The 23932-nt window shown below is 73.1% G+C and carries 20 protein-coding genes and 3 pseudogenes; 17 read left to right on the top strand and 6 right to left on the bottom strand.

The window, feature by feature from the left end; genetic code table 11:
• Window position 1 precedes the first annotated feature (1 nt).
• From ACWPXV_RS04100 to ACWPXV_RS04065, 8 genes are all read left to right on the top strand, one after another.
• Entirely contained in the window at window positions 2–895 is an 894-nt protein-coding gene (locus tag ACWPXV_RS04100; protein WP_454084027.1) for a F0F1 ATP synthase subunit gamma, read from the top strand.
• 45 nt (window positions 896–940) lie between these two features.
• Window positions 941–2413: a F0F1 ATP synthase subunit beta gene (gene atpD / locus ACWPXV_RS04095; RefSeq protein ID WP_251303813.1), complete on the top strand. Its 1473-nt coding sequence runs from the start codon at window positions 941–943 to the stop codon at window positions 2411–2413.
• A gap of 3 nt (window positions 2414–2416) precedes the next feature.
• Complete coding sequence (locus ACWPXV_RS04090) at window positions 2417–2707, top strand: F0F1 ATP synthase subunit epsilon (protein WP_454084026.1); 291 nt, start codon at window positions 2417–2419, stop codon at window positions 2705–2707.
• A gap of 11 nt (window positions 2708–2718) precedes the next feature.
• Window positions 2719–3135, top strand: coding sequence for a DUF2550 domain-containing protein (locus ACWPXV_RS04085; protein ID WP_454084025.1), 417 nt, complete (start codon window positions 2719–2721; stop codon window positions 3133–3135).
• Between the two features lie 114 nt (window positions 3136–3249).
• Complete coding sequence (nucS, locus tag ACWPXV_RS04080; protein ID WP_454084024.1) at window positions 3250–3945, top strand: endonuclease NucS; 696 nt, start codon at window positions 3250–3252, stop codon at window positions 3943–3945.
• Window positions 3946–3982: 37 nt separating this feature from the next.
• Window positions 3983–5194: an N-acetylglucosamine-6-phosphate deacetylase gene (locus ACWPXV_RS04075; RefSeq protein ID WP_454084023.1), complete on the top strand. Its 1212-nt coding sequence runs from the start codon at window positions 3983–3985 to the stop codon at window positions 5192–5194.
• Window positions 5194–6624, top strand: a complete 1431-nt coding sequence (locus ACWPXV_RS04070) for a GH1 family beta-glucosidase (protein ID WP_454084022.1) — start codon at window positions 5194–5196, stop codon at window positions 6622–6624. The genes ACWPXV_RS04075 and ACWPXV_RS04070 overlap by 1 nt, the downstream gene beginning before the upstream one ends.
• Window positions 6624–6908 carry a hypothetical protein gene (locus ACWPXV_RS04065; protein ID WP_454084021.1) on the top strand — a complete coding sequence of 95 codons (285 nt, stop codon included), beginning with the start codon at window positions 6624–6626 and terminating at the stop codon, window positions 6906–6908. Before ACWPXV_RS04070 ends, ACWPXV_RS04065 begins: the two co-directional genes overlap by 1 nt.
• 49 nt (window positions 6909–6957) lie before the next feature.
• Here ACWPXV_RS04065 and ACWPXV_RS04060 read toward each other — a convergent pair whose 3' ends face one another.
• Window positions 6958–8496, bottom strand: coding sequence for a DUF222 domain-containing protein (locus tag ACWPXV_RS04060; RefSeq protein ID WP_454084020.1), 1539 nt, complete (start codon window positions 8494–8496; stop codon window positions 6958–6960).
• A 257-nt stretch (window positions 8497–8753) separates the two neighbouring features.
• Between ACWPXV_RS04060 and ACWPXV_RS04055 the strand changes: the two genes are divergently transcribed.
• The 4 genes from ACWPXV_RS04055 (at window position 8754) to ACWPXV_RS04040 (ending at window position 12963) form a co-directional block, all read left to right on the top strand.
• Window positions 8754–9707, top strand: coding sequence for a carbohydrate ABC transporter permease (locus tag ACWPXV_RS04055; protein ID WP_454084108.1), 954 nt, complete (start codon window positions 8754–8756; stop codon window positions 9705–9707).
• Window positions 9707–10654, top strand: coding sequence for a carbohydrate ABC transporter permease (locus tag ACWPXV_RS04050; protein WP_454084019.1), 948 nt, complete (start codon window positions 9707–9709; stop codon window positions 10652–10654). Before ACWPXV_RS04055 ends, ACWPXV_RS04050 begins: the two co-directional genes overlap by 1 nt.
• A gap of 55 nt (window positions 10655–10709) precedes the next feature.
• Window positions 10710–12089: an ABC transporter substrate-binding protein gene (locus ACWPXV_RS04045; RefSeq protein WP_454084018.1), complete on the top strand. Its 1380-nt coding sequence runs from the start codon at window positions 10710–10712 to the stop codon at window positions 12087–12089.
• A 64-nt stretch (window positions 12090–12153) separates the two neighbouring features.
• Window positions 12154–12963 carry an alpha/beta fold hydrolase gene (locus ACWPXV_RS04040; RefSeq protein WP_454084017.1) on the top strand — a complete coding sequence of 270 codons (810 nt, stop codon included), beginning with the start codon at window positions 12154–12156 and terminating at the stop codon, window positions 12961–12963.
• A 13-nt stretch (window positions 12964–12976) separates the two neighbouring features.
• On the opposite strand, the gene ACWPXV_RS04035 is transcribed toward ACWPXV_RS04040, so the two are convergent.
• Window positions 12977–13402, bottom strand: a complete 426-nt coding sequence (locus tag ACWPXV_RS04035; protein ID WP_454084016.1) for a hypothetical protein — start codon at window positions 13400–13402, stop codon at window positions 12977–12979.
• Window positions 13403–13465: 63 nt separating this feature from the next.
• A complete protein-coding gene (locus ACWPXV_RS04030; RefSeq protein WP_454084015.1) occupies window positions 13466–14542 on the bottom strand; it encodes a YihY/virulence factor BrkB family protein in 1077 nt (358 codons plus the stop codon).
• A gap of 86 nt (window positions 14543–14628) precedes the next feature.
• On the opposite strand from ACWPXV_RS04030, the gene ACWPXV_RS04025 reads away from it, so the two are divergent.
• On the top strand, window positions 14629–15117 hold the full coding sequence (locus ACWPXV_RS04025) for an N-acetyltransferase family protein (RefSeq protein WP_454084014.1): 489 nt from the start codon (window positions 14629–14631) through the stop codon (window positions 15115–15117).
• 6 nt (window positions 15118–15123) lie between these two features.
• On the opposite strand, the gene ACWPXV_RS04020 is transcribed toward ACWPXV_RS04025, so the two are convergent.
• Window positions 15124–16257, bottom strand: a complete 1134-nt coding sequence (locus tag ACWPXV_RS04020; RefSeq protein WP_454084013.1) for a calcium:proton antiporter — start codon at window positions 16255–16257, stop codon at window positions 15124–15126.
• A 186-nt stretch (window positions 16258–16443) separates the two neighbouring features.
• The gene (locus ACWPXV_RS04015) at window positions 16444–18084 is read right to left on the bottom strand and encodes a hypothetical protein (protein ID WP_454084012.1); all 1641 of its coding nucleotides are present in this window, start codon (window positions 18082–18084) and stop codon (window positions 16444–16446) included.
• Window positions 18085–18282: 198 nt separating this feature from the next.
• Between ACWPXV_RS04015 and ACWPXV_RS04010 the strand changes: the two genes are divergently transcribed.
• The 4 genes and pseudogenes from ACWPXV_RS04010 to ACWPXV_RS03995 all read left to right on the top strand — a co-directional run.
• Window positions 18283–19617 (top strand): hypothetical protein, encoded by a 1335-nt coding sequence (locus ACWPXV_RS04010; RefSeq protein ID WP_454084011.1) that lies wholly within the window; start codon window positions 18283–18285, stop codon window positions 19615–19617.
• A gap of 136 nt (window positions 19618–19753) precedes the next feature.
• Window positions 19754–20671: a hypothetical protein gene (locus tag ACWPXV_RS04005; protein ID WP_454084010.1), complete on the top strand. Its 918-nt coding sequence runs from the start codon at window positions 19754–19756 to the stop codon at window positions 20669–20671.
• Window positions 20643–21053: pseudogene (locus ACWPXV_RS04000) on the top strand (thioredoxin family protein); the annotation flags it as partial. The gene ACWPXV_RS04005 and the pseudogene ACWPXV_RS04000, both read left to right, overlap by 29 nt.
• Before the next feature lie 413 nt (window positions 21054–21466).
• Window positions 21467–21622 (top strand): annotated as a pseudogene (locus ACWPXV_RS03995) (tetratricopeptide repeat protein); the annotation flags it as partial.
• Window positions 21623–21720: 98 nt separating this feature from the next.
• On the opposite strand, the pseudogene glgB reads toward ACWPXV_RS03995, so the two are convergent.
• Window positions 21721–23843, bottom strand: a pseudogene (glgB, locus tag ACWPXV_RS03990) (1,4-alpha-glucan branching protein GlgB).
• Window positions 23844–23932: the final 89 nt, after the last annotated feature.

Raw genomic sequence — 23932 nt, 5'->3', positions numbered from 1 at the left:
CGTGGGGGCCCAGCAGCGCGTCTACAAGCAGCGGATCCGCTCCACGCAGACGCTGAAGAAGATGTTCCGCGCGATGGAGCTCATCGCCGCCTCGCGGATCGGTCGCGCCCGCGACCAGGCGACCAAGGCGAGCCCGTACGCCGTCGCGCTCACCCGCGCGACGTCGGCGGTCGCCGCGCACGCGCACGTCGGTCACCCGATCCTGCGTGAGCGCACGGACACCAACCGGGTCGCGGTGCTCGTCCTGGCCGCCGACCGCGGCATGGCCGGCTCCTACACCGCCAGCGTCCTGCGCGCCGCCGAGCAGCTCACCGAGCGGCTCACGGAGGCGGGCAAGGAGATCGACCTCTACGTCGTCGGGCGTCGCGGCATCGGCTACTTCACCTTCCGGGGCCAGCGGATCGTCAAGAGCTGGGAGGGACAGTCGGACAAGCCGGACGCCCAGCTCGCCCGCGACATCTCCGAGACCCTCCTCGAGGCCTTCCTCGCCCCGGCGGACGCCGGCGGCGTGAGCGAGCTGCACATCGTCTTCACGAAGTTCGTCTCCATGGTCAGCCAGGAGCCCTTCGTGCGTCGGATGCTGCCGCTCGAGGTCGTCGAGGGTGTGGCCGAGGCCGGCGCCAAACCGCTGCCGCTGTACGAGTTCGAGCCGTCCCCCGACGCCGTCCTCGACCAGCTGCTGCCGCTCTACGTGCGTAGCCGCATCTACAACGCCCTCCTGCAGGCGGCCGCCTCCGAGCTGGCGAGCCGGCAGCGGGCCATGCACACCGCCGTCGAGAACGCCGAGGACCTCATCGCCACGTACACGCGGCTGGCGAACTCCGCACGACAGGCCGAGATCACTCAGGAGCTCACCGAGATCGTCTCGGGAGCCGACGCACTGGCAGCGAGCTGAACGTGCGTACCCAGTCCACTGCCGCCCGCATCGAAGGAAACTGACATGACTGCCACGACGACCGACTCCAGCACCGAGCAGGCCGCGCCCGGCGTCGGCCGCATCGCCCGGGTCACCGGACCGACGATCGACGTCGAGTTCGCCCCCGACGAGATCCCCTCGATCTACAACGCGCTCGTCGCGACGGTGGACAAGTCCACCATCGGTCAGGGCGAGGGCATGCTCGAGATGACCTTCGAGGTCAACCAGCACCTCGGTGACAACCTCATCCGTGCGGTCGCCCTCAAGCCGACCGACGGCCTGGTCCGTGGCATGCAGGTGCGCGACACCGGCAGCCCGATCACCGTGCCCGTCGGCGACATCACCAAGGGCCACGTGTTCGACGTGACCGGTCAGCCGCTCAACCTCAAGGAGGGCGAGACGCTCGAGGTCACCGAGCGCTGGCCCATCCACCGCAAGCCCCCGAGCTTCGACCAGCTCGAGTCGAAGACCCAGATGTTCGAGACGGGCATCAAGGTCATCGACCTCCTCACCCCGTACGTCCAGGGTGGCAAGATCGGTCTCTTCGGTGGTGCGGGCGTCGGCAAGACGGTCCTCATCCAGGAGATGATCCAGCGCGTGGCGCAGGACCACGGTGGTGTGTCGGTGTTCGCCGGCGTCGGTGAGCGCACCCGTGAGGGCAACGACCTCATCATGGAGATGGAGGAGGCCGGCGTCTTCGACAAGACCGCGCTGGTCTTCGGCCAGATGGACGAGCCGCCGGGCACGCGTCTGCGGGTGGCCCTCTCCGCGCTGACGATGGCGGAGTACTTCCGCGACGTCCAGCAGCAGGAGGTGCTGCTCTTCATCGACAACATCTTCCGCTTCACGCAGGCCGGCTCCGAGGTCTCCACGCTGCTGGGCCGCATGCCCTCCGCGGTGGGCTACCAGCCGAACCTCGCGGACGAGATGGGCATCCTCCAGGAGCGCATCACCTCCACGCGCGGTCACTCGATCACCTCGCTGCAGGCGATCTACGTCCCCGCCGATGACTACACCGACCCGGCCCCGGCGACGACCTTCGCCCACCTGGACGCCACGACCGAGCTCTCGCGTGACATCGCCTCGCGTGGTCTCTACCCGGCCGTGGATCCGCTCACCTCGACCTCCCGCATCCTGGACGCGCAGTTCGTGGGCCGCGAGCACTACGAGGTCGCCATCCGCGTGAAGTCCATCCTCCAGAAGAACAAGGAGCTCCAGGACATCATCGCGATCCTCGGTGTCGACGAGCTCTCCGAGGAGGACAAGGTCACCGTCAACCGGGCCCGCCGCATCGAGCAGTTCCTCTCGCAGAACACCTACACCGCGGTGAAGTTCACCGGTGTCGAGGGCTCGACCGTGCCGGTCGCCGAGACCGTCGAGGCCTTCCGTCGCATCGCCGACGGCGAGTACGACCAGGTCCCCGAGCAGGCCTTCTTCAACATCGGTGGCATCGAGGACCTCGAGCGCAACTGGTCGAAGATCCAGAAGGAGTCCTGACCCGTGGCCCTCACGGTGCAGATCGTGGGTCCTGACCGGACCCTGTGGAGCGGGGACGCGGCCTCGGTCAGCGTCCCCGCCGCGGACGGCGTGCTGGGCATCCTGCCCGGCCGCCAGCCGGTGCTTGCCGTGCTGCGGCCGGGCAAGGTCACCATCAGCCAGGCGGGGGGCGCCTCGGAGTCGGTGGACATCCTCGGTGGGTTCGTGTCGTGCGACGACGACGACGTCATGATCGTCGTCGACGAGCAGGACGAGCGGCGCGCGGACCACGCCGAAGCCGCCGTCGAGCACTAGGAGCGGCCGCTGTGGGCTGGACGTGGCTGCTGTGGCTGCTCGTCCTGCTCGCCGTGCTCGCGCTGCTGGTCGGGCTGTGGATGCTCGTGCGCCTGCGCGCGCTGGGACGGGTGGTCGGTTCGTTCTCCTGCGCGTGGCGCGCCGCCGAGTCCCAGGACTGGGCGAGCGGGGTCGCTGTGTACGGGGTCGAGCGGATCGACTGGTACCGGATCCTCTCCCTGCGGCCCGGCCCGGCAGCGCGGTGGCGACGCAGCGAGCTCGTCATCGAGCCGGGACGCCGCGTGCTGCCCGGCAGCGCGTGGGGTGCGATGGAGGTGGAGTGCCACGTCGGTGGTGACAGCTTCTACCTCGCGCTCGAGGGCGACGCCCTGGCGGGCCTGACGAGCTGGCTGGAGTCCAGCCCACCCGTCGACCGCGGCGCCGCCTGACCGCCCCAGCCCGCCAGCGCCCCACCCCCAGCGCCCCGCCCCGCCCCCAGCGCCCCACCCCCAGCGCCGAGAGCTGACTTGTTACTCGCGACGTCGTCCCGGAGGTAACCCCACGTGCGCACCGTCATCGCCCGCTGCTCGGTGGACTACACCGGCCGGCTCGACGCCCACCTCGCCCTGGCCACCCGCCTCCTCATGGTCAAGGCCGACGGCTCGGTGCTCGTCCACTCCGACGGCGGCTCCTACAAGCCGCTCAACTGGATGAGCCCGCCGTGCCGGCTCGAGGTCGGACAGCCCGAGGCCGACGACGCCGCGAAGGGGGTCCAGGAGGTCTGGACGGTCCAGAACACGAAGACCGACGACCGGCTCGTCGTCAAGATCCACGAGGTGCTGCACGACGGCACCTACGACCTCGGGGTCGACCCCGGCCTCGTCAAGGACGGCGTCGAGGCCCACCTCCAGGTGCTCCTCGCCGAGCAGATCGAGCTGCTCGGCCCCGGCCACCGCCTGGTCCGCCGCGAGTTCCCGACGGCGATCGGCCCGGTCGACATCCTCGCCCGCGACCCGCAGGAGCGAGCGGTGGCGGTGGAGATCAAGCGCCGCGGCGAGATCGACGGCGTGGAGCAGCTGACCCGCTACCTTGAGCTCCTCAACCGCGACCCGCACCTCAAGCCCGTCCAGGGCGTCTTCGCGGCCCAGGAGATCAAGCCCCAGGCGCGCGTCCTGGCCGAGGACCGCGGCATCCGCTGCGTCGTCCTCGACTACAACGCCATGCGCGGCCTCGACGACCCCGACACCCGCCTCTTCTGAGTGCTCCCGCCCTCGCGGCGGTTGGCATGATGGGGGGATGAGCACTGCCTCCCCGCGCGTGGTCCGCGGACGTGTCGTCACCCCCACCGCCGTCCTGGACGACGGCGCCGTCGCGTGGGAGGACGATCGCCTCACCTGGGTCGGGGACGCCGGAGAGGCGCCCGCCGGGCTGCGCGAGGCCGTCGCCGCCGCCACGCCCGTCGACGGCTACGTCCTGCCCGGCCTCGTCGACCTCCACTGCCACGGCGGTGGTGGGGCCAGCTTCCCGGACGCCGAGGACCTCGACACGGCGCGCGTCGTCGTCGCCGAGCACCTGCGCCACGGCACCACCTCGCTCGTCGCCTCCCTCGTCACCGCGGCTCCGGAGGTCCTGCGCCAGCGCACCGGCGTCCTCGTCGCGCTCGCCGAGGCGGGGGAGATCGCCGGCATCCACTACGAGGGCCCGTTCATCTCCGCCGACCGGTGCGGTGCCCAGAACCCCGCCGCCATCCAGCAGCCGGACGCGGCGCTGACCCGCGAGCTCCTCGCCCTCGGCCGCGGCCACGTCGTCACGATGACCCTCGCCCCCGAGGCCCCCGGCGTCACCGGGGAGGACGGCGTCGCCGCCGCCCTCGCCGCGGGCGGCGCGCTGCCCTCCTTCGGCCACACCGTCGCCACCGCCCCGCAGTCGCGTGCCGCCGTCGTCGAGGCCGGGCGGATGCTCGCCGACGCGCCCGCGGCCCGGTCCGCGCGCCCCACGGTCACCCACCTGTGCAACGGGATGAACCCGATGCACCACCGCGAGCCCGGCCCGATCCCCGAGTTCCTCGCCGCCGCCGCCGACGGCCGCCTCGTCATCGAGCTCATCGCCGATGGCACCCACCTGGACCCCTTCCTCGTGCGGAGCTTCATGGAGATCGCCGGCCGGGAGAACGTCGCCCTCGTCACCGACGCGATGGCCGCCGCCGGCATGCCCGACGGTGACTACCAGCTCGGCTCCCTGGCCGTCACCGTCGCCGACGGCGTCGCGCGCCTCACCGGCGGCACGTCGATCGCGGGCGGCACCGCGCACCTCATCGACGTCGTCCGCACGACCGTCGCCGGGGGAGTGGACCTCGTCGACGCCGTGTACTCGGCCGCCACCACCCCTGCCGCCGTCCTCGGCGACGACGGCGTGGGAGCGCTCGAGGCGGGCCGGCGGGCCGACGTCGTGGTGACCGATGCGGACCTGCGGCCGGTGCGGGTCGTCAAGGGAGGGGTGGAGCTGTGATGTGGGAGGACTTCCGCTGGGGCGTGGCCACGGCCGCCTACCAGGTCGAGGGCGCGGCCCGGGAGGGCGGGCGCGGCCCGTCGATCTGGGACACGTTCTCGCACACTCCCGGCCGGGTGCAGGGTGGCGACACGGGTGACGTCGCCGTCGACCACTACCACCGCTGGCGCGAGGACGTCGCGCTCATGTCCCGGCTCGGGGTGCAGGCCTACCGGCTGTCGATCTCGTGGCCGCGGGTCCAGCCCGGCGGCCGCGGCCCGCTCAACCCCGAGGGCGTGGCCTTCTACCGCGAGCTCCTCGACGAGCTGCGCACCCGGGGCATCGCGCCCGTCGTCACGCTCTACCACTGGGACCTGCCGCAGGAGCTGGAAGACGCCGGCGGCTGGCCCAGCCGTGATACCGCCTACGCCTTCGCCGAGTACGCCCGCCTCATGGCGCGCGAGCTGGGTGACCGCGTCGCGCTGTGGACCACCCTCAACGAGCCGTGGTGCACCGCCTTCCTCGGCTACGCCTCCGGCGTCCACGCCCCGGGGCGCACCGAGCCGGCCGCCGCCCTCGCCGCGGCGCACCACCTCAACCTCGCCCACGGCCTGGCGACGGTCGCCATCCGCGAGGAGCTCGGGGAGGACACCCCCGTCTCGATCTCGCTCAACCTCCACGTCACCCACCCGGCCGACCCGGAGTCCGGGCCGGACCTCGAGGCCGTCGCCCAGGTCGACGCCGTCGGCAACCACGTCTTCCTCGGCCCCGTCATGGACGGCAGCTACCCCACGCAGCTGCTGCGCGACACCGCCCACGTCACCGACTGGTCCTTCGTCCGCCCCGGCGACCTCACCGTCACGCGCCAGCGGCTGGACGTCCTCGGCATCAACTACTACTCGACCCAGCTCGTGCGCCGCCACGTCGGTGAGGGTGGCGCCCCGCGCGCCGACGGGCACGGCGCGGCGACCGCCTCGCCGTGGGTGGGGACGGAGGAGACCGTCGAGTTCCTCCCCGTCGACCCTCCGCACACGGCGATGGGCTGGAACATCCGCCCCGAGGCCCTGGAGGAGCTCCTCCTCGCCCTCGACAACGCCTACCCCGACCAGCCGCTCATGGTCACCGAGAACGGCGCCGCCTTCGACGGCGACGTGCCGGTGGACGGCCGCGTCCACGACACCGCGCGGGTGGCCTACCTCCACTCCCACATCGCCGCCGCCCTGCGGGCCCGGGAGGCCGGCGTGGACCTGCGCGGCTACCTCGCGTGGTCCTTCGTCGACAACTTCGAGTGGGCCTACGGCTACTCCAAGCGCTTCGGCATCGTCCACGTCGACCTCGACTCCCAGCAGCGCACCCCCAAGGACTCGGCACTGTGGTACCGCGAGCTCATCCGCACCGGGCGGCTGCCCGGCGTGGAGGAGGCTGCGGCGCTGCCGCCGCTGGAGGGCTGATGGCCCGCGCGCGCCGGGGACGCAAGCGCCCCTACGGGGACGCTCACGTCCCGCTGGACCCCGACCGTCTCGGCGGCGTCGTCCGCAGCGAGACGGGCCCGCGTGGGGAGACGTACACCGTGCGCACGGTGCGCGGCGGGGAGAAGTCCTACCGCTGCCCCGGGTGTCAGCAGCTCATCCCGCCCGGGATCGGCCACGTCGTCGCGTGGCCCACCGAGGCGCTCCTCGGACCGGGGCTGGAGGAGCGCCGCCACTGGCACACCGCCTGCTGGGGCCGCCGCTGAGGCACGCTCCACCCGCTGGCGCCGCGGCTGAGCCCACAGGCTCGCGGGCTCAGCTCGGCAGGTGCGCATCCCACAGGGGCTGGGCGACGGCGGGGGAGAGGGGACGAGGCGGCGGTGCCCCGCGGATCGTGGCCACGGCTCCACCGCCCTTGGCCGCCGGGGGTGGCGACGTGATCCTCACGTCGGCGGACCGTCCTCCCGGTGGACCGGCGGTCACCTCACCTGCCTGTGGAGCAGCCGGCGACGGCGCGACGCCGGGTGCGTCGGGCAGGAGCGGCCCGGGGTCCCCTCTGGCGGAGGTGCCGATGTGGCGGCCGTCGCGGTGGTGGAAGTCGAAGCCGTCCGGGAGCGTCGTGATGACGACGTCGAACTCGTGGACCCGGTGGTGGTGGTAGCTGCAGAGAGTGATGCCCTCGGCGAGGCTCGTGCGCCCGCCGCGGGAGAACCAGGTGATGTGGTGGACCTCGGACCAGGACGCGCGCCGCCGGCAGCCGGGCCACATGCAGTGGCGGTCGCGGGTGGTGATCGCCCGCCGGAGCTCCTTGCTGTAGGTGCGCTGGGTCCGGCCGACGTCCAGGGGCACCCCCGCGGCGTCCATGACCATGCGGGTCATCTCGCTGTCGCACATGAGCCGCTCCAGCTCCCCGAGGGGCACGACCGTGCCGTCCTCGAGCTGGCCGGGCGGCACGTCCGGCCACGGCGGACGTGGCCCGTCGGGGCAGGTCGCGAACGTGCGGCGCCGCGCGAGGATGCCCACCCACGTCGCCCCCGGGACGAGCACGGCCAGGTGTGGCCGCACCTGCGCACCGTTGAGGTCCGAGCCCACCTGCAGGGTCCGGCTCGCCATGGTGGACAGGGCGTCGGCCATCCGCTGCTCACGGGTGCGGTCGTCGTCGGCCGCGGGCCGGCCGGTGATGGCCTCCAGCGCGATGCGGAGCTCGTCACCGGCGACTGGGTCGAGGAAGAACTCCCCGGCGACGCCGCCGGCGTGCTTGCGCATGGTGAGGGACCGGCGGCGGCGGACGGCCTCGAACTCGGCCCGTGCGGCCGCGGCGGCCACCCGGGCGGCCCCGGCCCTGGCCTCCTTGCCCAGCTCGGGCGCCGTGAGGCCGCGGCGGGTGGCCCGCTCGAGGAGGGTGTCGAGGCCGCCGCCGGCCAGCGCGTCCTGCACCTCGGGGGACGCCTTCTCGCGGAGGCGGGTGAGCGCCCTGGCGTGCTCGAGGGTCACCTCGCCCCGCTCCACCGCCTCGGCGACCGCGGGCATGGCCTCGAGCCCCTCGGCGAGCCTGAGGTCCCCGAGCGCGGCGCCGCGGCCGATGCCGGTGGAGCGGGAGCGGTAGTCGGCGAAGTCCCGGTCCTGCACCGAGCCCCAGCGGCCGTCGTTCCGGTGGGCGAGGAGGATCTGGCCCCGGTAGACGGTGAGCTCCTGGATCGCCGCGTCGAGCTCGGCCACGACCGCCTCGCGCTCCTCACCGGTCCACCCACCGGCGCCCGTCCCGGGGGCGCCGGACAGGAGAGCCGCCACGCCGGCGCGCACCTGCCCAGCGAGCGGGGCAGGGCCGGTGGGCGACGTCGTCGTCGTGGTCATGACCGGCACCTCCCCTGGTCGAACGCTTGTGCAAAGCGTACGACGGGCCACTGACATCGGGCCCAGCCCGGCTCCCACACCACCGCCCGGTGAACGGCCCCCCGAAGAAGCGCTTCTCCACCTGTTGCCGGAGCCGTGGGGCGCCGATAGTGTCGCGATCTGGCAAGGGTGCCGGGACGATTGGGCGAAGGGACGACGGATGGCGCCGCACGACGGCACGAGCACAAGCGGACCCTCCGGTGGCTGAGTCCGTCACGCTGGGTGCGGGGGGCTCGCCGTCCGCTGCCCGCAAGGCGCGCAAGAGCCGGCGCAACGTCCGCTACAACCGCCGTGAGGCCCTCACCGGCCTCCTCTTCATCTCCCCGTGGATCGTCGGCTTCCTCATCTTCACCGCGGGCGCCATGGTGTGGAGCCTGTTCATCGCCTTCAGCGACTACAACCTCGCCACCGGGGCGATGCGGCCCGTGGGCACCCGGAACTTCGAGAACCTCATCGAGGACCCGCGGGTGGCGACCTCGCTGGCGAACACGCTCTTCTACGCGATCATGCTCGTCCCGCTCGAGATCGTCTTCGCCCTCACGCTGGCCCTCCTGCTGTCCAGGCTGGGAAGGGGCAGCGGCGTCTTCCGCACGATCTACTACCTGCCGAAGATGACCCCGGCCGTCGCGACCGCCGCCGTCTTCTTCCTCCTCCTCAACGGCAACACCGGCGCCATCAACCAGGGCCTCGCCGCGATCGGCATCGACGGCCCGCAGTGGCTCGTCGACCCGGACTGGGTCAAGCCCTCGATCGTCCTCATGTCGCTGTGGGCGGTGAGCGGCACGATGGTCATCTTCCTCGCGGCCCTCAAGAACGTGCCCCAGGAGCTCTACGAGGTCTCCTCGATCGACGGCGCCGGACCGGTGCGCCAGTTCTTCTGGATCACCCTCCCGATGATCTCCCCGGCGCTGTTCTTCAACGTCATCGTCCTGAGCATCGCCGCGTTCCAGACCTTCGACCAGGCCTATCTCCTGTTCTGGCGCGACCAGAACAACGCCGCCCCGGAGGCCTCGCTCTTCTACGCCGTCTACCTCTTCCAGCAGGCCTTCCGGCAGTTCAACTTCGGCTTCGCCTCGGCGATGGCCTGGCTCATGTTCGTCATCATCATGATCGTCACGGTCATCCAGGTGCGCGTCGGCAACCGGCTCGTCTTCTACGAGGGGCAGCGCTGATGTCGGCTCTCAACTCACCCGAGGCGGTCGTCGCCACCGACCGCATCGCCGACGAGGCGGCCGGCACCGAGCGCTACGGCACCCGACGACGGCGCAAGCCCCCGTTCCGCTTCACGCCCGGCAAGGTCGTGCTGTGGGTGCTCGTCATCCTCTTCGCCCTCGTCTTCATGTACCCCTTCGCGTGGCTGCTGGCCGCCAGCCTCAAGCCGCGCGGGCAGGTCTTCGACAACAAGCTCATCCCCGAGACCTTCGTGTGGTCGAACTACGCCGACGTCTGGGAGCAGCTCCCGCTGACGAGCTGGCTGTTCAACAGCCTCGCGATCGCGCTCCTCGCCGCCACCACCGTGGCGATCTCGAGCACGATGGTCGCCTTCGGCTTCGCGCACTTCCGCTTCCCGGGACGCAACGCCCTCTTCGGGCTCGTGCTCGGCACGATGATGCTGCCCGGCGCCGTGACGATGGTGCCGACCTACCTCATCTGGAAGGAGATCGGCCTGCTGGGCACGTGGGCCCCGCTGTGGGCCTTCAACCTCTTCGGCTCGGCGTTCTACATCTTCCTCCAGCGCCAGTTCCTCCTCGGCCTGCCGCGCGAGCTCTTCGAGGCGGCGCGGATGGACGGGGCGAGCTACTGGCGGATCTTCTGGCGGATCGTCATGCCGCTGTCGATCCCCTCGTTCATCATCGTCTTCCTCTTCGAGTTCCAGGCCAGCTGGAACAACCTCCAGGCGGCGCTCATCTACCTCAACGCCGGCGGCGTCGAGGACTTCACCGCGCCCCTGGGCATCGCCTACGCGATGACCCGCTACAGCCCGACGGCGGGCGGCCACGGCGACTACCAGTACGTCATGGTCGCCTCGCTCCTCGTCACCCTGCCGATGCTCGTCCTGTTCGCCTTCGGGCAGCGGTACTTCATCGAGGGCATCGCGACCACCGGCCGCAAGGGGTGAGGCGGTCTCCTCACGAGCCCCGCCGTCCACCCTCCACCGTGAGAAAGGGAACGACATGAACAGGCGTCACTCCACACTCGTCGCGACAGGGATGGTCCCGGCCCTCCTGCTCCTCGCGGCCTGCGGCGGCTCGGACGACGACGGCGGCGGCTCGGGAGACGGCGAGAGCACCTCCTTCTCCGCCGAGGCCACCGGTGCCATCGACGCGTGGGCCTTCGACAACGCCGACGACGTCGGTCAGGCCCGTCTCGACCACGCCGAGGAGACCCTCACCGACCTGGACATCCAGCTCGACCCCACGGGCTTCGACGCCCAGAAGTTCACTACCCGCATCGCCAGCGGTGACGTGCCCGACGTCGTCCAGATGGACCGCCGCTACGTCGGCACCTACGCCGCGCAGGGGCTCGTCCAGCCCCTCGACCAGTGCTTCGAGGCGCACGAGGTCGTGCCCGACGAGCACTGGTACCCCTTCGTCGTCGACGACGTGCGGTGGCAGGACCAGGTCTGGGCGACCCCGCAGTTCTACCAGCCCCCCGCGGTGCTGCTGAACCGGGACGTCATGAGCGCGGCCGGGGTCGAGGACGAGGCCATCGACACCTCGAACCTCGACGTCCTCCTGCCCGCCGTCGAGGCGATGTACGCCGCGAACGGGAACAACCCGAGCACGCTCGGCTTCGACCCGCAGCCCACCGGCCAGGCCCCGCTGTGGGTGCTCGGCATGGGCGGCTCCCTCACCGACGACGACGGCACCCCCACCCTCGACGACCCGGCCAACGTCGCCGCGATCGAGCACGTCAAGGCGATCATCGACGCCCAGGGCGGTTACGCGCCCTACAAGAGCTTCGCGGACTCCTTCGACTTCTTCGGCGAGCAGAACCAGTTCGTCGCCGACCAGGTCGGCGCGCAGATCAACGCGCAGTGGTACCCCAACGTCCTGTCGCCCTACGTCGACCAGGTCGAGCTCGGCGCCGTGCCCTTCCGCGACGCGAACGGCGAGAACTTCTCCGTCGCCGGCGGCACGGCCTTCGTCGTGCCGGTCGGGGCGGAGAACCCGGACGGGGCGTGCGCGTGGATGGTCGAGGTGACCTCCCTCGACGCATGGACGGCGGCGGGCGAGGCCCGGGCGGCCACCATCGCGGAGGAGGGCGGGGTCAACACCGGCCTGTTCACCGGCTCGCCCGAGGCCGACCAGGCCATCCGTGAGGCCCACGTGCAGCCCTCCGGCAACGCGGCCTTCGACCAGGTGATCGAGACCTACTACGAGGTCGTCGAGTACGGGCAGTCCTTCGGTGCCTCGCCGGTGGGCCAGGAGATCACCAACGAGCTGACCAACGCGATGACGGCGGCGCTGCTCGAGGACAAGACGCCCGAGGAGGCGCTCGCCGACGCGCAGGCGACCGTCATGCGGGCCTACGAGAACGTCAGCACCGACTGACGGGACGTCCCGGGCCGCACGTGACTGCGTGCGGCCCGGGACACCGGCGTGCCATCCTCGGAGGATGAGCACCGCACCTCTTGCCCTGCACCGCCACGGGCCGGCGAGCGGCCTGCCCCTCGTCCTGCTCCACGGCTTCCCGCTGGACGCGCGCATGTGGGACGACGTCGTCGCGCAGCTGGCCGACGTCCCCGTCCTCACCCTCGACGCGCCCGGCTTCGGCGCCTCCCCGGCTCCCGACGACCTCGCCGCGGCGGTCTCCCGGGAGCCCGGCCCGTCGCTGGAGACCTACGCGGACGCCGTCGCCGCGACCCTGCGCGGCGAGGGCGTCGACCGCGCCGTCGTCGCCGGCCTGTCGATGGGCGGCTACGTCACGCTCGCGATCGCGGAGCGGCACCGCGGGCTGCTCGCCGCCGTCGGTCTCCTCGACACGCGGGCCGACGCCGACGGCGACGATGCCCGCGCCAACCGGCTGCGCATGGCCGAGGAGGCCGGACGCAGCGGCGCCGACGCGGTGGCCGGGATGGTCGAGGTCGTGCTGGGGGAGACGACCCGGGTCGAGCGACCGGAGGTCGTCGACCGCGTGCGCGGGTGGGCGGCGCAGGGGACGCCGGCCGGGATCGCGTGGGCGCAGCGGGCGATGGCCGCCCGGCCCGCCCGCCTGAGCGCGCTCGAGGACCTGGAGGTGCCCGGTCTCGTGCTGCGCGGCGCGGAGGACCTCACGAGCACCCAGGAGGCCGCGGAGGTGATGGCACGGGCCCTGGGCGGGGAGTCCGAGCTCGTCGTCGTCCCGCGGGCCGGGCACATGAGCGCCGTCGAGGACCCGGCCGCCGTCGCGCAGGCGCTGCGGCGGCTGCACGCCTCCGTGGCCTGAGGGGCCGCCCGGCTCAGCCGGGCGTGCGCCAGCCGGGGAGCAGGCGTTCGAGCGCGTCGGGCAGGTCGATGGACTCCCCGTCCCGGCCGCCGGCCCCGAGGACCATGGGCGGCGGGGTGGGCTGCAGGTCGACGCCGCGCAGCCGCTCGCGCAGACCGAGCGGGGCGGTGAGGACGTAGAAGTCGCCGTCGGTGCTCAGCCCGGCGGAGCGGTCGGTGCGCAGGTACCAGCCGGTGAGTGCGCTGCGGGCCGCGCCGCGGCCGCCGTAGCCACGGACCCGCAGCGGCTCGGCCGGGAGCCGGTCGCGGGCGACAGCGGCGAACTCGCGGAGCAGCCGGGCGGCGCGCTCGTGCTCGGCGCGCTGACGCTGCTCGAGCATGTCGGCGTGGACGGCCGCGGCCTCCCGCCGCTGCTGCGCCCAGTCGCGCTCGTCGCTCACCGTCCTAGCGTAGACGGCCGGACGGGCCCGCCGGAGCCCTCCGGCGAGCCCACCCGGCCGTGGTCAGCTGTCGCTGCGCGAGTGGCGGCCACCGGAGGAGGCGGCGTCCTCGTCCTGGGTACGCCCGTGCGACTCACGCAGGGCGCGGCCGCGGTCGATGTCCTCGTTCCGCTGCTCGGCCTTCTTCTCCGCGGCCTTGGTGTCGCGCGCCGGGAGCTGGATCTTCTCCTCGGCCTCGATGCCGGCCTGCAGCTGGCGGCCGCGCTCGAGCTCGGCGTCGAACTCCGCACCGAAGAGCAGGGCGAGGTTCATGATGTACAGCCACAGGAGGAAGACGATGACGCCGGCGAGGGCGCCGTAGGTCTCGTTGTAGCTGCCGAAGTTGGCGACGTAGAAGCCGAGGCCGACCGTGGCGAGCGCGGCGACGACGATGGCGATGACCGCGCCGACGCTGATCCACTTGAGCTTGGGCTGCTTGACGTTGGGGGCGCCGTAGTAGAGCAGCGCGATGATGACGATGACGATGGCGAGCAGGACCGGCCACTTGGCGATGCTCCACACCGTGACGGCGGTGGAGCCGAGGCCGATGAGGTCGCCGACGGTCTGGGCGACGGGACCGCTGACGACGAGGATGACGATCGCGAGCGCGACGAGGAGAAGCAGGACGAGGGTGAGGAGGTAGGTCCAGGGACGCAGCTTCCACACCGGGCGGCCCTCGGGGACCTCGTAGATGCGGTTCATCGCCTTGGCGAAACCGGTGACGTAGTTCGAGGCGGTCCACAGCGCGACGAGGAGACCGATGACGAGGCCGATGCCCGGCGCCCCGACGTTCGTGATGTTCTCGATGATGGGCTCGAGCTGCTTGGCCGTGTCCTCGGGGAGGGTGTCCTCGACCAGCGTGGTGATCTGGCTCGCGCCCTGCTCACCCTGTCCCACGAGGGAGAGGATCGAGGCGAGCGCGATGAGCGCGGGGAACAGGGACAGCACCGCGTAGTAGGTGAGCGCCGCCGCGAGCACCGTGCACTCGTCACGGCTGAACTCACGGATCGTCTTGCGCAGCACGTAGGTCCACGACGGCTTCTTGATGTCGGTGGGGGAGTCCGGCTTGGCGGGGTGCTCGGGGTCGTGGCGGTCGCTCATCGTCACTCCTGTCGTAGCGGTGACTGTCAGGGTGGGCGCGGCGCGCACGGTCCGCAACCGGGGACGGGTGACCTACCGTGTGCCCCATGGCAGGACCTCTCCACATCCGCGCGGCGCGTCCCGACGACGCCGCTGACCTGGCCGCTCTCCACGTCCGCGCCTGGCGCGAGACCTACGCCGACGAGGTGCCCGAGCACGTCTACGCCCGCATGGAGGAGGAGGGGCCGGACCGCTGGAGGCGGCGCCTGGAGGACCCCGACTCCAGCACCACGTGGGTGGGCACGGTCCGGGAGACCGGTGAGCTCGCCGGCTTCTCCCGCGCCGAGGCCACCGGCACCGGGGAGGTGCGGCCGCTCCTCCTGTCCGCGCTCTACGTCCTCGCCCGCTGGCACGGGCAGGGACTGGGCCAGGCGCTCCTCGAGCACGCGATCGGTGACGCGCCCGCCTACCTGTGGGTGGCCGAGGGCAACGAGCGCGCCCAGCGCTTCTACGCGCGCAACGGTTTCGTCCTCACCGACGAGCGCCGCGTCGAGGAGCGCTTCGGCGGCATCGCCGACCTCCGCATGGTCCGGTAGCCGCCGTCAGGACATGACGGCGACGGCGTAGACGGCGAAGACCGCCAGGTGCGCCGCGCCGTGGGTGGCGGTGACGCGTGGTGCGGAGAAGGTCGTCACCGACAGCAGCAGGCTGACGCCCAGCAGCAGGAGGTTGACCGGAGACTCGGCGAGCACGACGGTCTGCCCGGTGATCATGCCGATGACGAGGACGGCGGGGATCGTGAGCCCGACCGTGGACACCAGGGCGCCGTGGCAGAGGTTGCTCACCCGCTGGATCTCCCCGGCGAGGGCCGCACGTACGGAGGTGATCGACTCCGGCAGGAAGACGACCATCGCGATGAGGACACCGGCCAGCGCGGTGGGGGCGCCGAGCCGGCCGAGCCCGTCGTCGAGGAGGGCGGCCATGTCGTGGGAGAGCAGGACGATCGGCAGCACCGTCGCGAGGAGCAGCCCGGCGCGCAGCAGGACCTCGGAGCGGTGCTCGGCGACGACGGCGCGGACACCGGTCCGCGCGGCCACGTCCTTGTGCGCGACCGCCCCCGTGGCGACCTCGCGGAAGTCCGCGGCCTGGGCGCCGGTCTGCCGGGCGAGGAAGAAGGCGTAGAGCACCACCGTGACGAGGACGACGGGCACCGCCTGCCCCGCCGTGTACGCGCCGCCGGTGCCGAGGGCCGCCGGGACCGCGAAGGCGAGCGCGACGAGGACGACGAGCATCGCGTGGTACTGCGAGGTTCCGGTCCGGTTGGGCGCGAGGCCGCCGTACCTGCGCCCGCCGACGAGGAGCGCGAGCCCGATGACGAGGTTGAGGATGATCATCGAGACGGCCATGACCGAGTCGCGGGCGATCGTCGCGTGCTCACCCGGGCCGAGCATGACGGCGGAGATGAGGATGACCTCGATGACGACGATCGAGAGCGTGAGGACGAGGGAGCCGTAGGGGTCGCCCAGACGGCGCGCGAGGTGCTCGGCCTCGTGGACGACCCCGAAGGCGCACACGAGGACGACGCCGACGATCGCCGTGAGCGCCGTGACGAGCACCGGCCCGGTGACGGGCGGCTCGAGCAGCGAGCCGGACAGGGCGAGGGCGAGGACGGCGCCCCAGCCGAGCAGCAGCCGCGCGACGGCGGCGGGCGTGAGGATGGAACGGACGGTGGACATGGCCGGGTCCTTCTGACGGGGCCGTCCCCGTGGTCGTGCTGGCGAGCGGGTCGTCCCGGCTCGCGGCGGCAGTCGTTCGCGCCACGTCCAGGCTAGCCAAGAGCTCGCGCTCGTGCCGCCCTGGTGACCGGGTCCAGCACTGGGTGTGGCATTCGGGTCCTCAGGGGACCCGAATGCCACACCGTGTCAGCGGCGCTCGTCCTTCACGGCGGGGATGACGGCGGTCTCGCCCGAGATGGCGTCCATGACCTCGGTCCGCGGCTCGCGCTCGGACTCCGCCTGGGCACGCTTCTCCGGAACCGCGGGCTCGTCGACGTCCTCGACGGCGCTCGCCGCCTCGTCGGCCTGCTCGACGACGGCCGCCTCGACGACGTCCGCGTCCTCGGCTGCCGCGACGTCGGCGTCCGTCACCGCGGCATCGCCCGCCTCGGCGTCGGTCAGGTCCGCCTCGGGTGCCGGAGCCTGGGCGTCAGCGGCGCTTGCGTCGGCCGAGAGCTGGGCGGCGGCGTCGTCATGGGTGGCCGCAGCCTGGGCGTCGGCGGCGCTTGCGTCGGCCGGAACCTGGGCGGCCGCGTCGTCGTAGGTGGTGGCAGCCTGCGCGGCGGCGCTTGCGGCGGCGCTTGCGGCGGCCGCGTCGGCCGGGACCCGGGCGCCCTCGTCATGATGGGTGGCTGCCTCGTCCGACAGCCCCGGCACCGCGAGGGCGCCAGGTCCCGCGGGCGTCCGGGTGGCGAGGACGCCGCGGAGCTCGTTGAGGTAGGTCGTGATGTCCTCGCGCTGGCGGGCGAGGTCGGCGATCTCCGCGGCGAGCGTGTCGCGCTCGGCCTGCGCGGCCTCGGCGGCCTCGTGCAGCAGGCGCTCGGACTCCGCGCGCGCCTCGGCGAGGACGTGCTCGGCCTCCTCCCGCGCCTGCTCCACCCGGCGGGCTGCCGCGGCGTCGCCGTCGGCGATGACCGACTCGGTCCGGGCGAGGGCCTCGGCGAGACGCGCCTCGGCGTCGGTGGCCCGGCGCTCGGTCTCCTCGGCCAGCGCGGTGGTGGCAGCGCGGGCCTCGGCCTGGGCCGCGGCGGCGGCGCGCTCGGTCTCCTCGCGCAGCGTCGCGGCCTCGAGCTCGGCGCGGTGACGCAGCTGCTCCGCCTCGGCGCGCGCCTGCTCGAGGACGTTCTGCGCCTCCTGGTGGAGCGCGGTGGCCTCGGACCGAAGACGGGTGGCCTCGGCCTCCGTGGCGGTCCGCAGCTCGAGGACCTCGCGCTCGGCGGTGGCCCGGGTGAGCGCGAGCTCGCGCTCGAGGTCGGCGCGGCGGTGCTGCTCCTCGTCGCGGACGGTCTCCTGGACGCGCGCGGCCTCCCGCTCGGCGGAGGACACGATCTCCTCGGCCGTGCGCTGGGCGACCTCGAGGGCCGAGCCGGCCTGGCGCTGCGCGTCCTCAAGCGTCTCGAGGGACTGGCGGCGGGCGGCGGCGAGCCGCGAGGCGGCCTCGGACTCGGCGCGCTCGGTGAGCTCGGCGGCCCGCTGCTCCGCCGTCGCGACGGCCTGCGCCGCCTGCGCGCGCGCCCGGTCGACGACGCCGGCGGACTGCTCCTCCGCGGACCGGAGCAGCTGCTCGATGCGCGCTCCCAGCCCCGCGTAGGTGGGCTGGGCACGCTCGCGCAGCTCGCGCTGCGCCTGGGACAGCTCCCCGGACAGCCGCATGGTGCGCTCGTCGAGCGCCGCCACCTGCTGCCGGGCGCCGGCGAGCGCGGTCTCCAGGGCGTGCACCCGCTGGTCCACCTGCGCGCGGTCGTACCCGCGCATGACCACGGGGAACACGGACTGGTCCTCGCTCATCTGTCCTCCTGCTCAGGGGTCGGCACGCTCGTGCGGGCCGGGCTCAGCGTAACCGGGGCCCCCGACGGGCCACCGGGGTCGTACCGAGCCCACGCGGGATCGTCGCACTTTGGTCACAACCTGATAACGCGACCCCCGCGACCACCGGCGTATCCTGAGACGTCGCACCCGCGCCCACCTGGGAGGAAGCCTCACCCCGTGACCCGACGCAGACTGCCCCTCATGCTCGCCCTGGCCGGCGTGCTCGTCATCCTGGCCTCCGTGATCGCAGCCGTCGTCGTGCGTTCCTCCGACACCGCGACGCTCACGCTCGGCGAGCGTCCCGACGTGCCCGTCATCGTCAGTGGCCCCGGCGTCCTCGACGCCGTCGACCCCGAGGTCACCGTGCGCGCCACGGCCGGCGACGACGAGCAGGTGGTCCTCGCCATCGGGCGCACCTCGGAGGTCGAGGCCTGGCTCGGCGGCGCCGACCACATGCGGGTGACGGGCCTGTCCTCCTGGGAGGAGCTCACCACCGAGGTCGTCACCGGTGACCTGCAGGCCGCCCCCACCGACGCCCCGGCCGAGGAGCCCGCGGAGGAGACACCCGGCCTCCCGAACCCCGCCGGCTCGGACCTGTGGGTCGTGGAGACCGTCTCGACCGGTTCCGCCGAGCTCAGCTGGTCCGACAGCCCCGGCCGCTGGAGCCTCGTCGCCGCGACCGACGGCACCGGCCCTGCGCCGGAGATCGAGCTCGAGTGGGGCCGTGAGGTCAGCACCCCGTGGCTCGTCCCGGGGATCGTCGTCGGCGTCCTCGCCCTCGTGGCCGGCGTGACGATGCTCGTGCTCGAGACCCTTGCCCGCCGCGAGCGGGAGCGCCGTGACGCCGCCCGCGCGGAGGGCCCGACGCCGGCGCGCAGCATCTCCGACACCGACCCGGGCACTGGTGAGCGCCTCACCCGCCGCCAGATCCGCGAGCTCGAGCAGACGCTGGCCCGTGAGCGGGCCGAGGCCGACGGCGGAGCCGTGCCTCGCATCCCGCTCGCACCCGGGCACAGTGACATCGTCGACGCCGAGCCCGTCGATGACACACGCGCCACCCCCGCGCCCGACGACGTGACCGGCGAGTGGGAGCCGACCGCCGCCGACGGCGACCTCGCACCCGAGGCGACGGCCGACGGCCTCGCCGATGAGCCGGAGCCGGAACCTGTCGAGCTTGCGCCCGAGGAGGCCGAGCCCCTCGTGGCCGACCAGGCTGAGCAGGCCGAGCCTCTCGTGGCCGAGCAGGCTGAGCAGGGCAAGCCCTTCGTGGCCGAGCAGGCCGCGCCTGGGCCGCACGAGCCTTCCGAGCCGGAGCCGCACGAGCCCGCTGAGCCGGCCCCGTCCGCACCGGAGGAGCCTGCCGGCACCCCGGACGGCTCACCCGAGGACGACGACGACGTACACCCCCGCCCCGCCGTCGTGGCGCTCGGTCTGGGCTTCGGCGGCACCGCCGCCGGCCCCACCACCCCACCCACCCAGCCCATGGACGACGACGGAGAGGAGCGACGATGACCGGCGCCACCCCCACCCCCGGCACCGGGGCGCCCGGCTCGCCGCCGGCGCCGCGGTCACCGCGCTGCTCCTCGCGGGCTGCGCGGAGGACGTCCCGCGGCCCGCGCCCGAGCCGGCCGCCACCGCGCCGCTGCCGGTGCTCGACGAGGACCGCATCGAGCGGATCCTCGCCGACGTCGAGGAGACCGTCGACGAGGCCGACGCCGCGCTCGACCCCGACCTGCTCACCGACCGCGTCACCGGCCCCGCGCTGGCGATGCGCCAGGCGGAGTACCGCCTCAGCGCGGCCTCCGACGGGGAGCGCACGCCCACCCCGCTGACGACGAACAGCCAGGTCGAGGTCGTCGCCGCCACCGACGAGTGGCCCCGCTCGCTCTACGTCGTCTCCCACGTGCCCGACGACGCGAACCTGCCGCTCCTGCTCGTCCTCACCCAGGACGACGCCCGCAGCCAGTACAAGCTGTGGTTCTGGACCACGCTGCTGCCGGGCGCGCAGACCCCGAGCACCGCGCGCCCCGACGCCGGCAGCCCCCAGCTGGCGCCCGACGCCGAGGGGCTGGTCGCCACCCCGCAGGAGACCGTCGCCCGCTACGCCGAGCTCTTGGCCGACCCGGACGGCGAGGCCTCCGCGCTCTTCGCCGAGGACCCCTTCCGCACCGGCTACGCCGAGATGATCTCCGCCCTGCGCGAGACCGTCGAGGTCGCCGGCGAGGTGCGCGAGAGCTACGACGTGCGTGAGGGCTCCGTCTCGGCCATGCAGACCGCCGAGGGCGGCGCGCTCGTCGTCGGGGTCATCGACGGCCGCCTCAACCTTCGCCGCACGGTCGAGGGCTCGACCCTCGAGGCCGGCGGGGACCTCGGTCTCCTCATGGAGCAGGACCCCCGCATCGACGGCGAGGCCCGCGCCCACTACCTCATCCCGGTCGCCTTCTCCGTGCCGCCCGAGGGCAGCGAGGAGCCGGTCGCCGTCCTCGGCGCGACGCAGGTGCTCGCGAACGTCGGTGAGAGCGAGCGGGCTCCCGAGGATGAGGAGGAGGACGACGGCGAGGGGTAACGTCGTCGTCAGGACCTCACCGCACACAGCAAGGACACCGATGAGCCAGCCCTCGATCAACCTGCACGGAGCCGTTGACCTCTCAGCCCTGGCCCGCCCGCCCCAGCCCGCGGCGCCGGCCGGTGCCGCCGCGGACGAGCCGATCATCGTCGACGTCACCGAGGCGACCTTCCAGCAGACCGTCGAGCTGTCGATGCGCGTGCCGGTCGTCGTCGAGGTGTCGGCCGAGTACGCCGGCGGCCCGTCCGCGGTGCTCGCCAAGGTGGCCACCGATTTCGGCGGACGCTTCCAGCTCGCCCGGGTGGACGTCGAGACCAGCCCGCAGATCGCCCAGGCCTTCCAGGTGCAGGCGGTGCCGACCGTCGTCGCCATCGTCCGCGGCCAGCCCGTCCCGCTGTACCAGGGCGACTACCCCGAGGAGCAGCTGCGCGCCGTCCTCGAGGAGCTGCTGCGCGTCGCCGGTCAGGCCGGGGTCACCGGCACGGTGAGCGGCGCGGGCGCCGAGGAGGAGCCCGCCGCACGGGAGGAGCCCCCGCTGCCCCCGCTCCATGCGGAGGCGCTGGAGGCGATCGAGCGCGAGGACTACGCCGCTGCCGCGGACGCCTACCGCCGCGCGCTCAAGGAGAACCCGGCGGACCACGAGGCGACCGCGGCGCTCGCGCAGGTCGAGCTCATCATCCGCACCGCCAGCGCCGGTGGCCTGCAGGCGGTCGCCGACGCCGAGGGCGCGCTCTCACCGACGTCGCCGCCCACCTCGCGGCGGCCGACGCGGAGGTCGCCGCGGGCCAGCCGCAGGCCGCCTTCGACAGGCTCATCGCCGTCGTCCGGGCAACGGCGGGCGAGGACCGCGAGGAGGCGCGCAAGCGCGTCGTCGAGTACTTCGAGATCGTCGGCAGCACCGACCCGCTCGTGGCCGAGGCCCGCCGCAACCTGGCGAGCGCCCTCTACTGAGGCCGCCCCCACCCACCCACACTCCCCATATGCGCGAGAAAAGCGCTGCCCCGGCCGGCGGGCAGCGCTTTCGCGCATATGGGGGGGCGGGGCGGGGGTCAGCTCTCCGGGGTGAGCCAGAGGGCTCCCAGCGGCGGGATGCGCAGGCGCGCCGACGCCGGGCGGCCGTTCCACGGCAGCTCCTCGGCCACCACGCGGCCGAGGTTGCCCACGCCCGAGCCGCCGTACTCCTCGGCGTCGGTGTTGAGGATCTCCACCCAGGTGCCCGCGTGGGGCAGGCCCACCCGGTAGTCCTCGTGCGGGGCCCCGGCGAAGTTGACGATGCACGCGACGTCGCGGCCCTGGCCCGTCGGGTCGGTGCGCAGGAAGCTGATGACGTTGTGGTCGCCGTCGCCCGCCTCGATCCACTGGAAGCCGGCGGGGGAGAAGTCGTCGGCGAAGAGCGCCGGGTGGGCGCGGTAGACGTCGTTGAGGCGGCGCACGAGGTCGGCGGTCCCGGCGTGCGCCGGGTTGTCGAGCAGGTGCCAGTCCAGCCCGCGGGACTCCGACCACTCCTCCTCCTGGGCGAACTCCCCGCCCATGAAGAGCAGCTGCTTGCCCGGGTGGGACCACTGGTAGGCGAGCAGGGCGCGCACGCCGGCGAGCTGCTGCCAGCGGTCACCGGGCATCTTGCGCACGAGCGAGCCCTTGCCGTGGACGACCTCGTCGTGGCTCAGCGGCAGGACGAACTGCTCGGAGAAGGCGTAGACGAGCGAGAACGTGAGCTCCCCGTGGTGGTAGCGCCGGTTGATCGGCTCCTCCGCGAGGTAGCGCAGGGTGTCGTTCATCCAGCCCATGTTCCACTTGAGCCCGTAGCCCAGGCCGCCCTGGTCGGTGGGGGCGCTGACGCCCGGCCACGCGGTGGACTCCTCGGCGATCATGACGATCCCCGGGACCCGGCGGTAGGCGGTCGCGTTGGTCTCCTGGAGGAAGCTGATCGCCTCGAGGTTCTCCCGGCCGCCGTGCTCGTTGGGGCGCCACTGGCCGGGCTGGCGGGAGTAGTCGAGGTAGAGCATCGAGGCGACGGCGTCCACGCGCAGACCGTCGATGTGGAACTCCTCGAGCCAGTACAGCGCGTTGGCGACGAGGAAGTTGCGGACCTCGCGCCGCCCGAAGTTGAAGACGAGGGTGCCCCAGTCGGGCTGCTCCCCGCGCAGCGGGTCCGGGTCCTCGTACAGCGGGGTGCCGTCGAAGCGGGCCAGCGCCCAGCTGTCCTTGGGGAAGTGCGCCGGGACCCAGTCCATGATGACGCCGATCCCGGCCTGGTGGAACGCGTCGACGAGGTGGCGGAAGTCGTCGGGGCCGCCCATCCGCGCCGTCGGGGCGTAGTAGGAGGTCACCTGGTAGCCCCACGAGCCGCCGAAGGGGTGCTCGGCGACCGGCATGAACTCCACGTGGGTGAAGCCGAGCCCGGCGACGTAGTCGACGAGGTCGACGGCGAGGTCGCGGTAGCTCAGGCCGGGGCGCCACGAGGCGAGGTGGACCTCGTAGACGCTCATCGGGCCGGAGTGCGGGTCGGTCGCGGCGCGGCGCGCGATCCACTCCTCGTCCTGCCACTCGTAGTGGGACTCGGTGACGACCGACGCCGTGGCCGGCGGGTGCTCCGCGGCGCGGGCCATCGGGTCGGCCTTCTCGTGCCACGTGCCGTCGCGGTACTGGATCTCGAACTTGTACCGGGCACCGGAGCCGACGCCCGGCAGAAAGATCTCCCACACGCCGGTGGAGCCGAGGGACCGCATCGCCGCGGTGCGCCCGTCCCAGGAGTTGAAGTCGCCCTTGACGCGCACGGCGCGCGCGTTGGGCGCCCACACCGCGAAGGACGTGCCGGTGACGTCGCCGAGCGCGGAGGGGTAGCGGCGCACGTGGGCGCCCAGGACGTTCCACAGCTCCTCGTGGCGCCCCTCGCCGACGAGGTGGAGGTCCAGCTCGCCGAGGGTGGGCAGGAAGCGGTAGGGGTCGTCGGTCTGGTGGGTGTCGGTCCCGTAGGTGGCCTCGAGCCGGTAGTCGGGCACCTCGGTGCCGGGCACCGAGGTCACCCACACGCCCTCGGCCTCGTGCTCGAAGGGCCGGCGACCGTCGGCGGTGACGAGGACGACGGCGTCGGCCAGGGCCGCAGCGTGCGGATGGTGACGGCGTCCTCGCCGACGTGCGGGCCGAGGACGTCGTGCGGCTGGTGGTGCAGGCCCGCGGCGACGGCGTGGAGGACGCCGTGGTCGACGGGGCAGGCCCGGGGGCGGTGGGGGCGGGGGCCGGTGCCGGGCGCTCGTCATT

This window comes from Georgenia sp. Marseille-Q6866 (assembly GCF_965111665.1).
The sequence above is the reverse complement of the archived record's forward strand: the minus strand, read 5'-3'. Positions and strand labels throughout refer to the sequence as shown.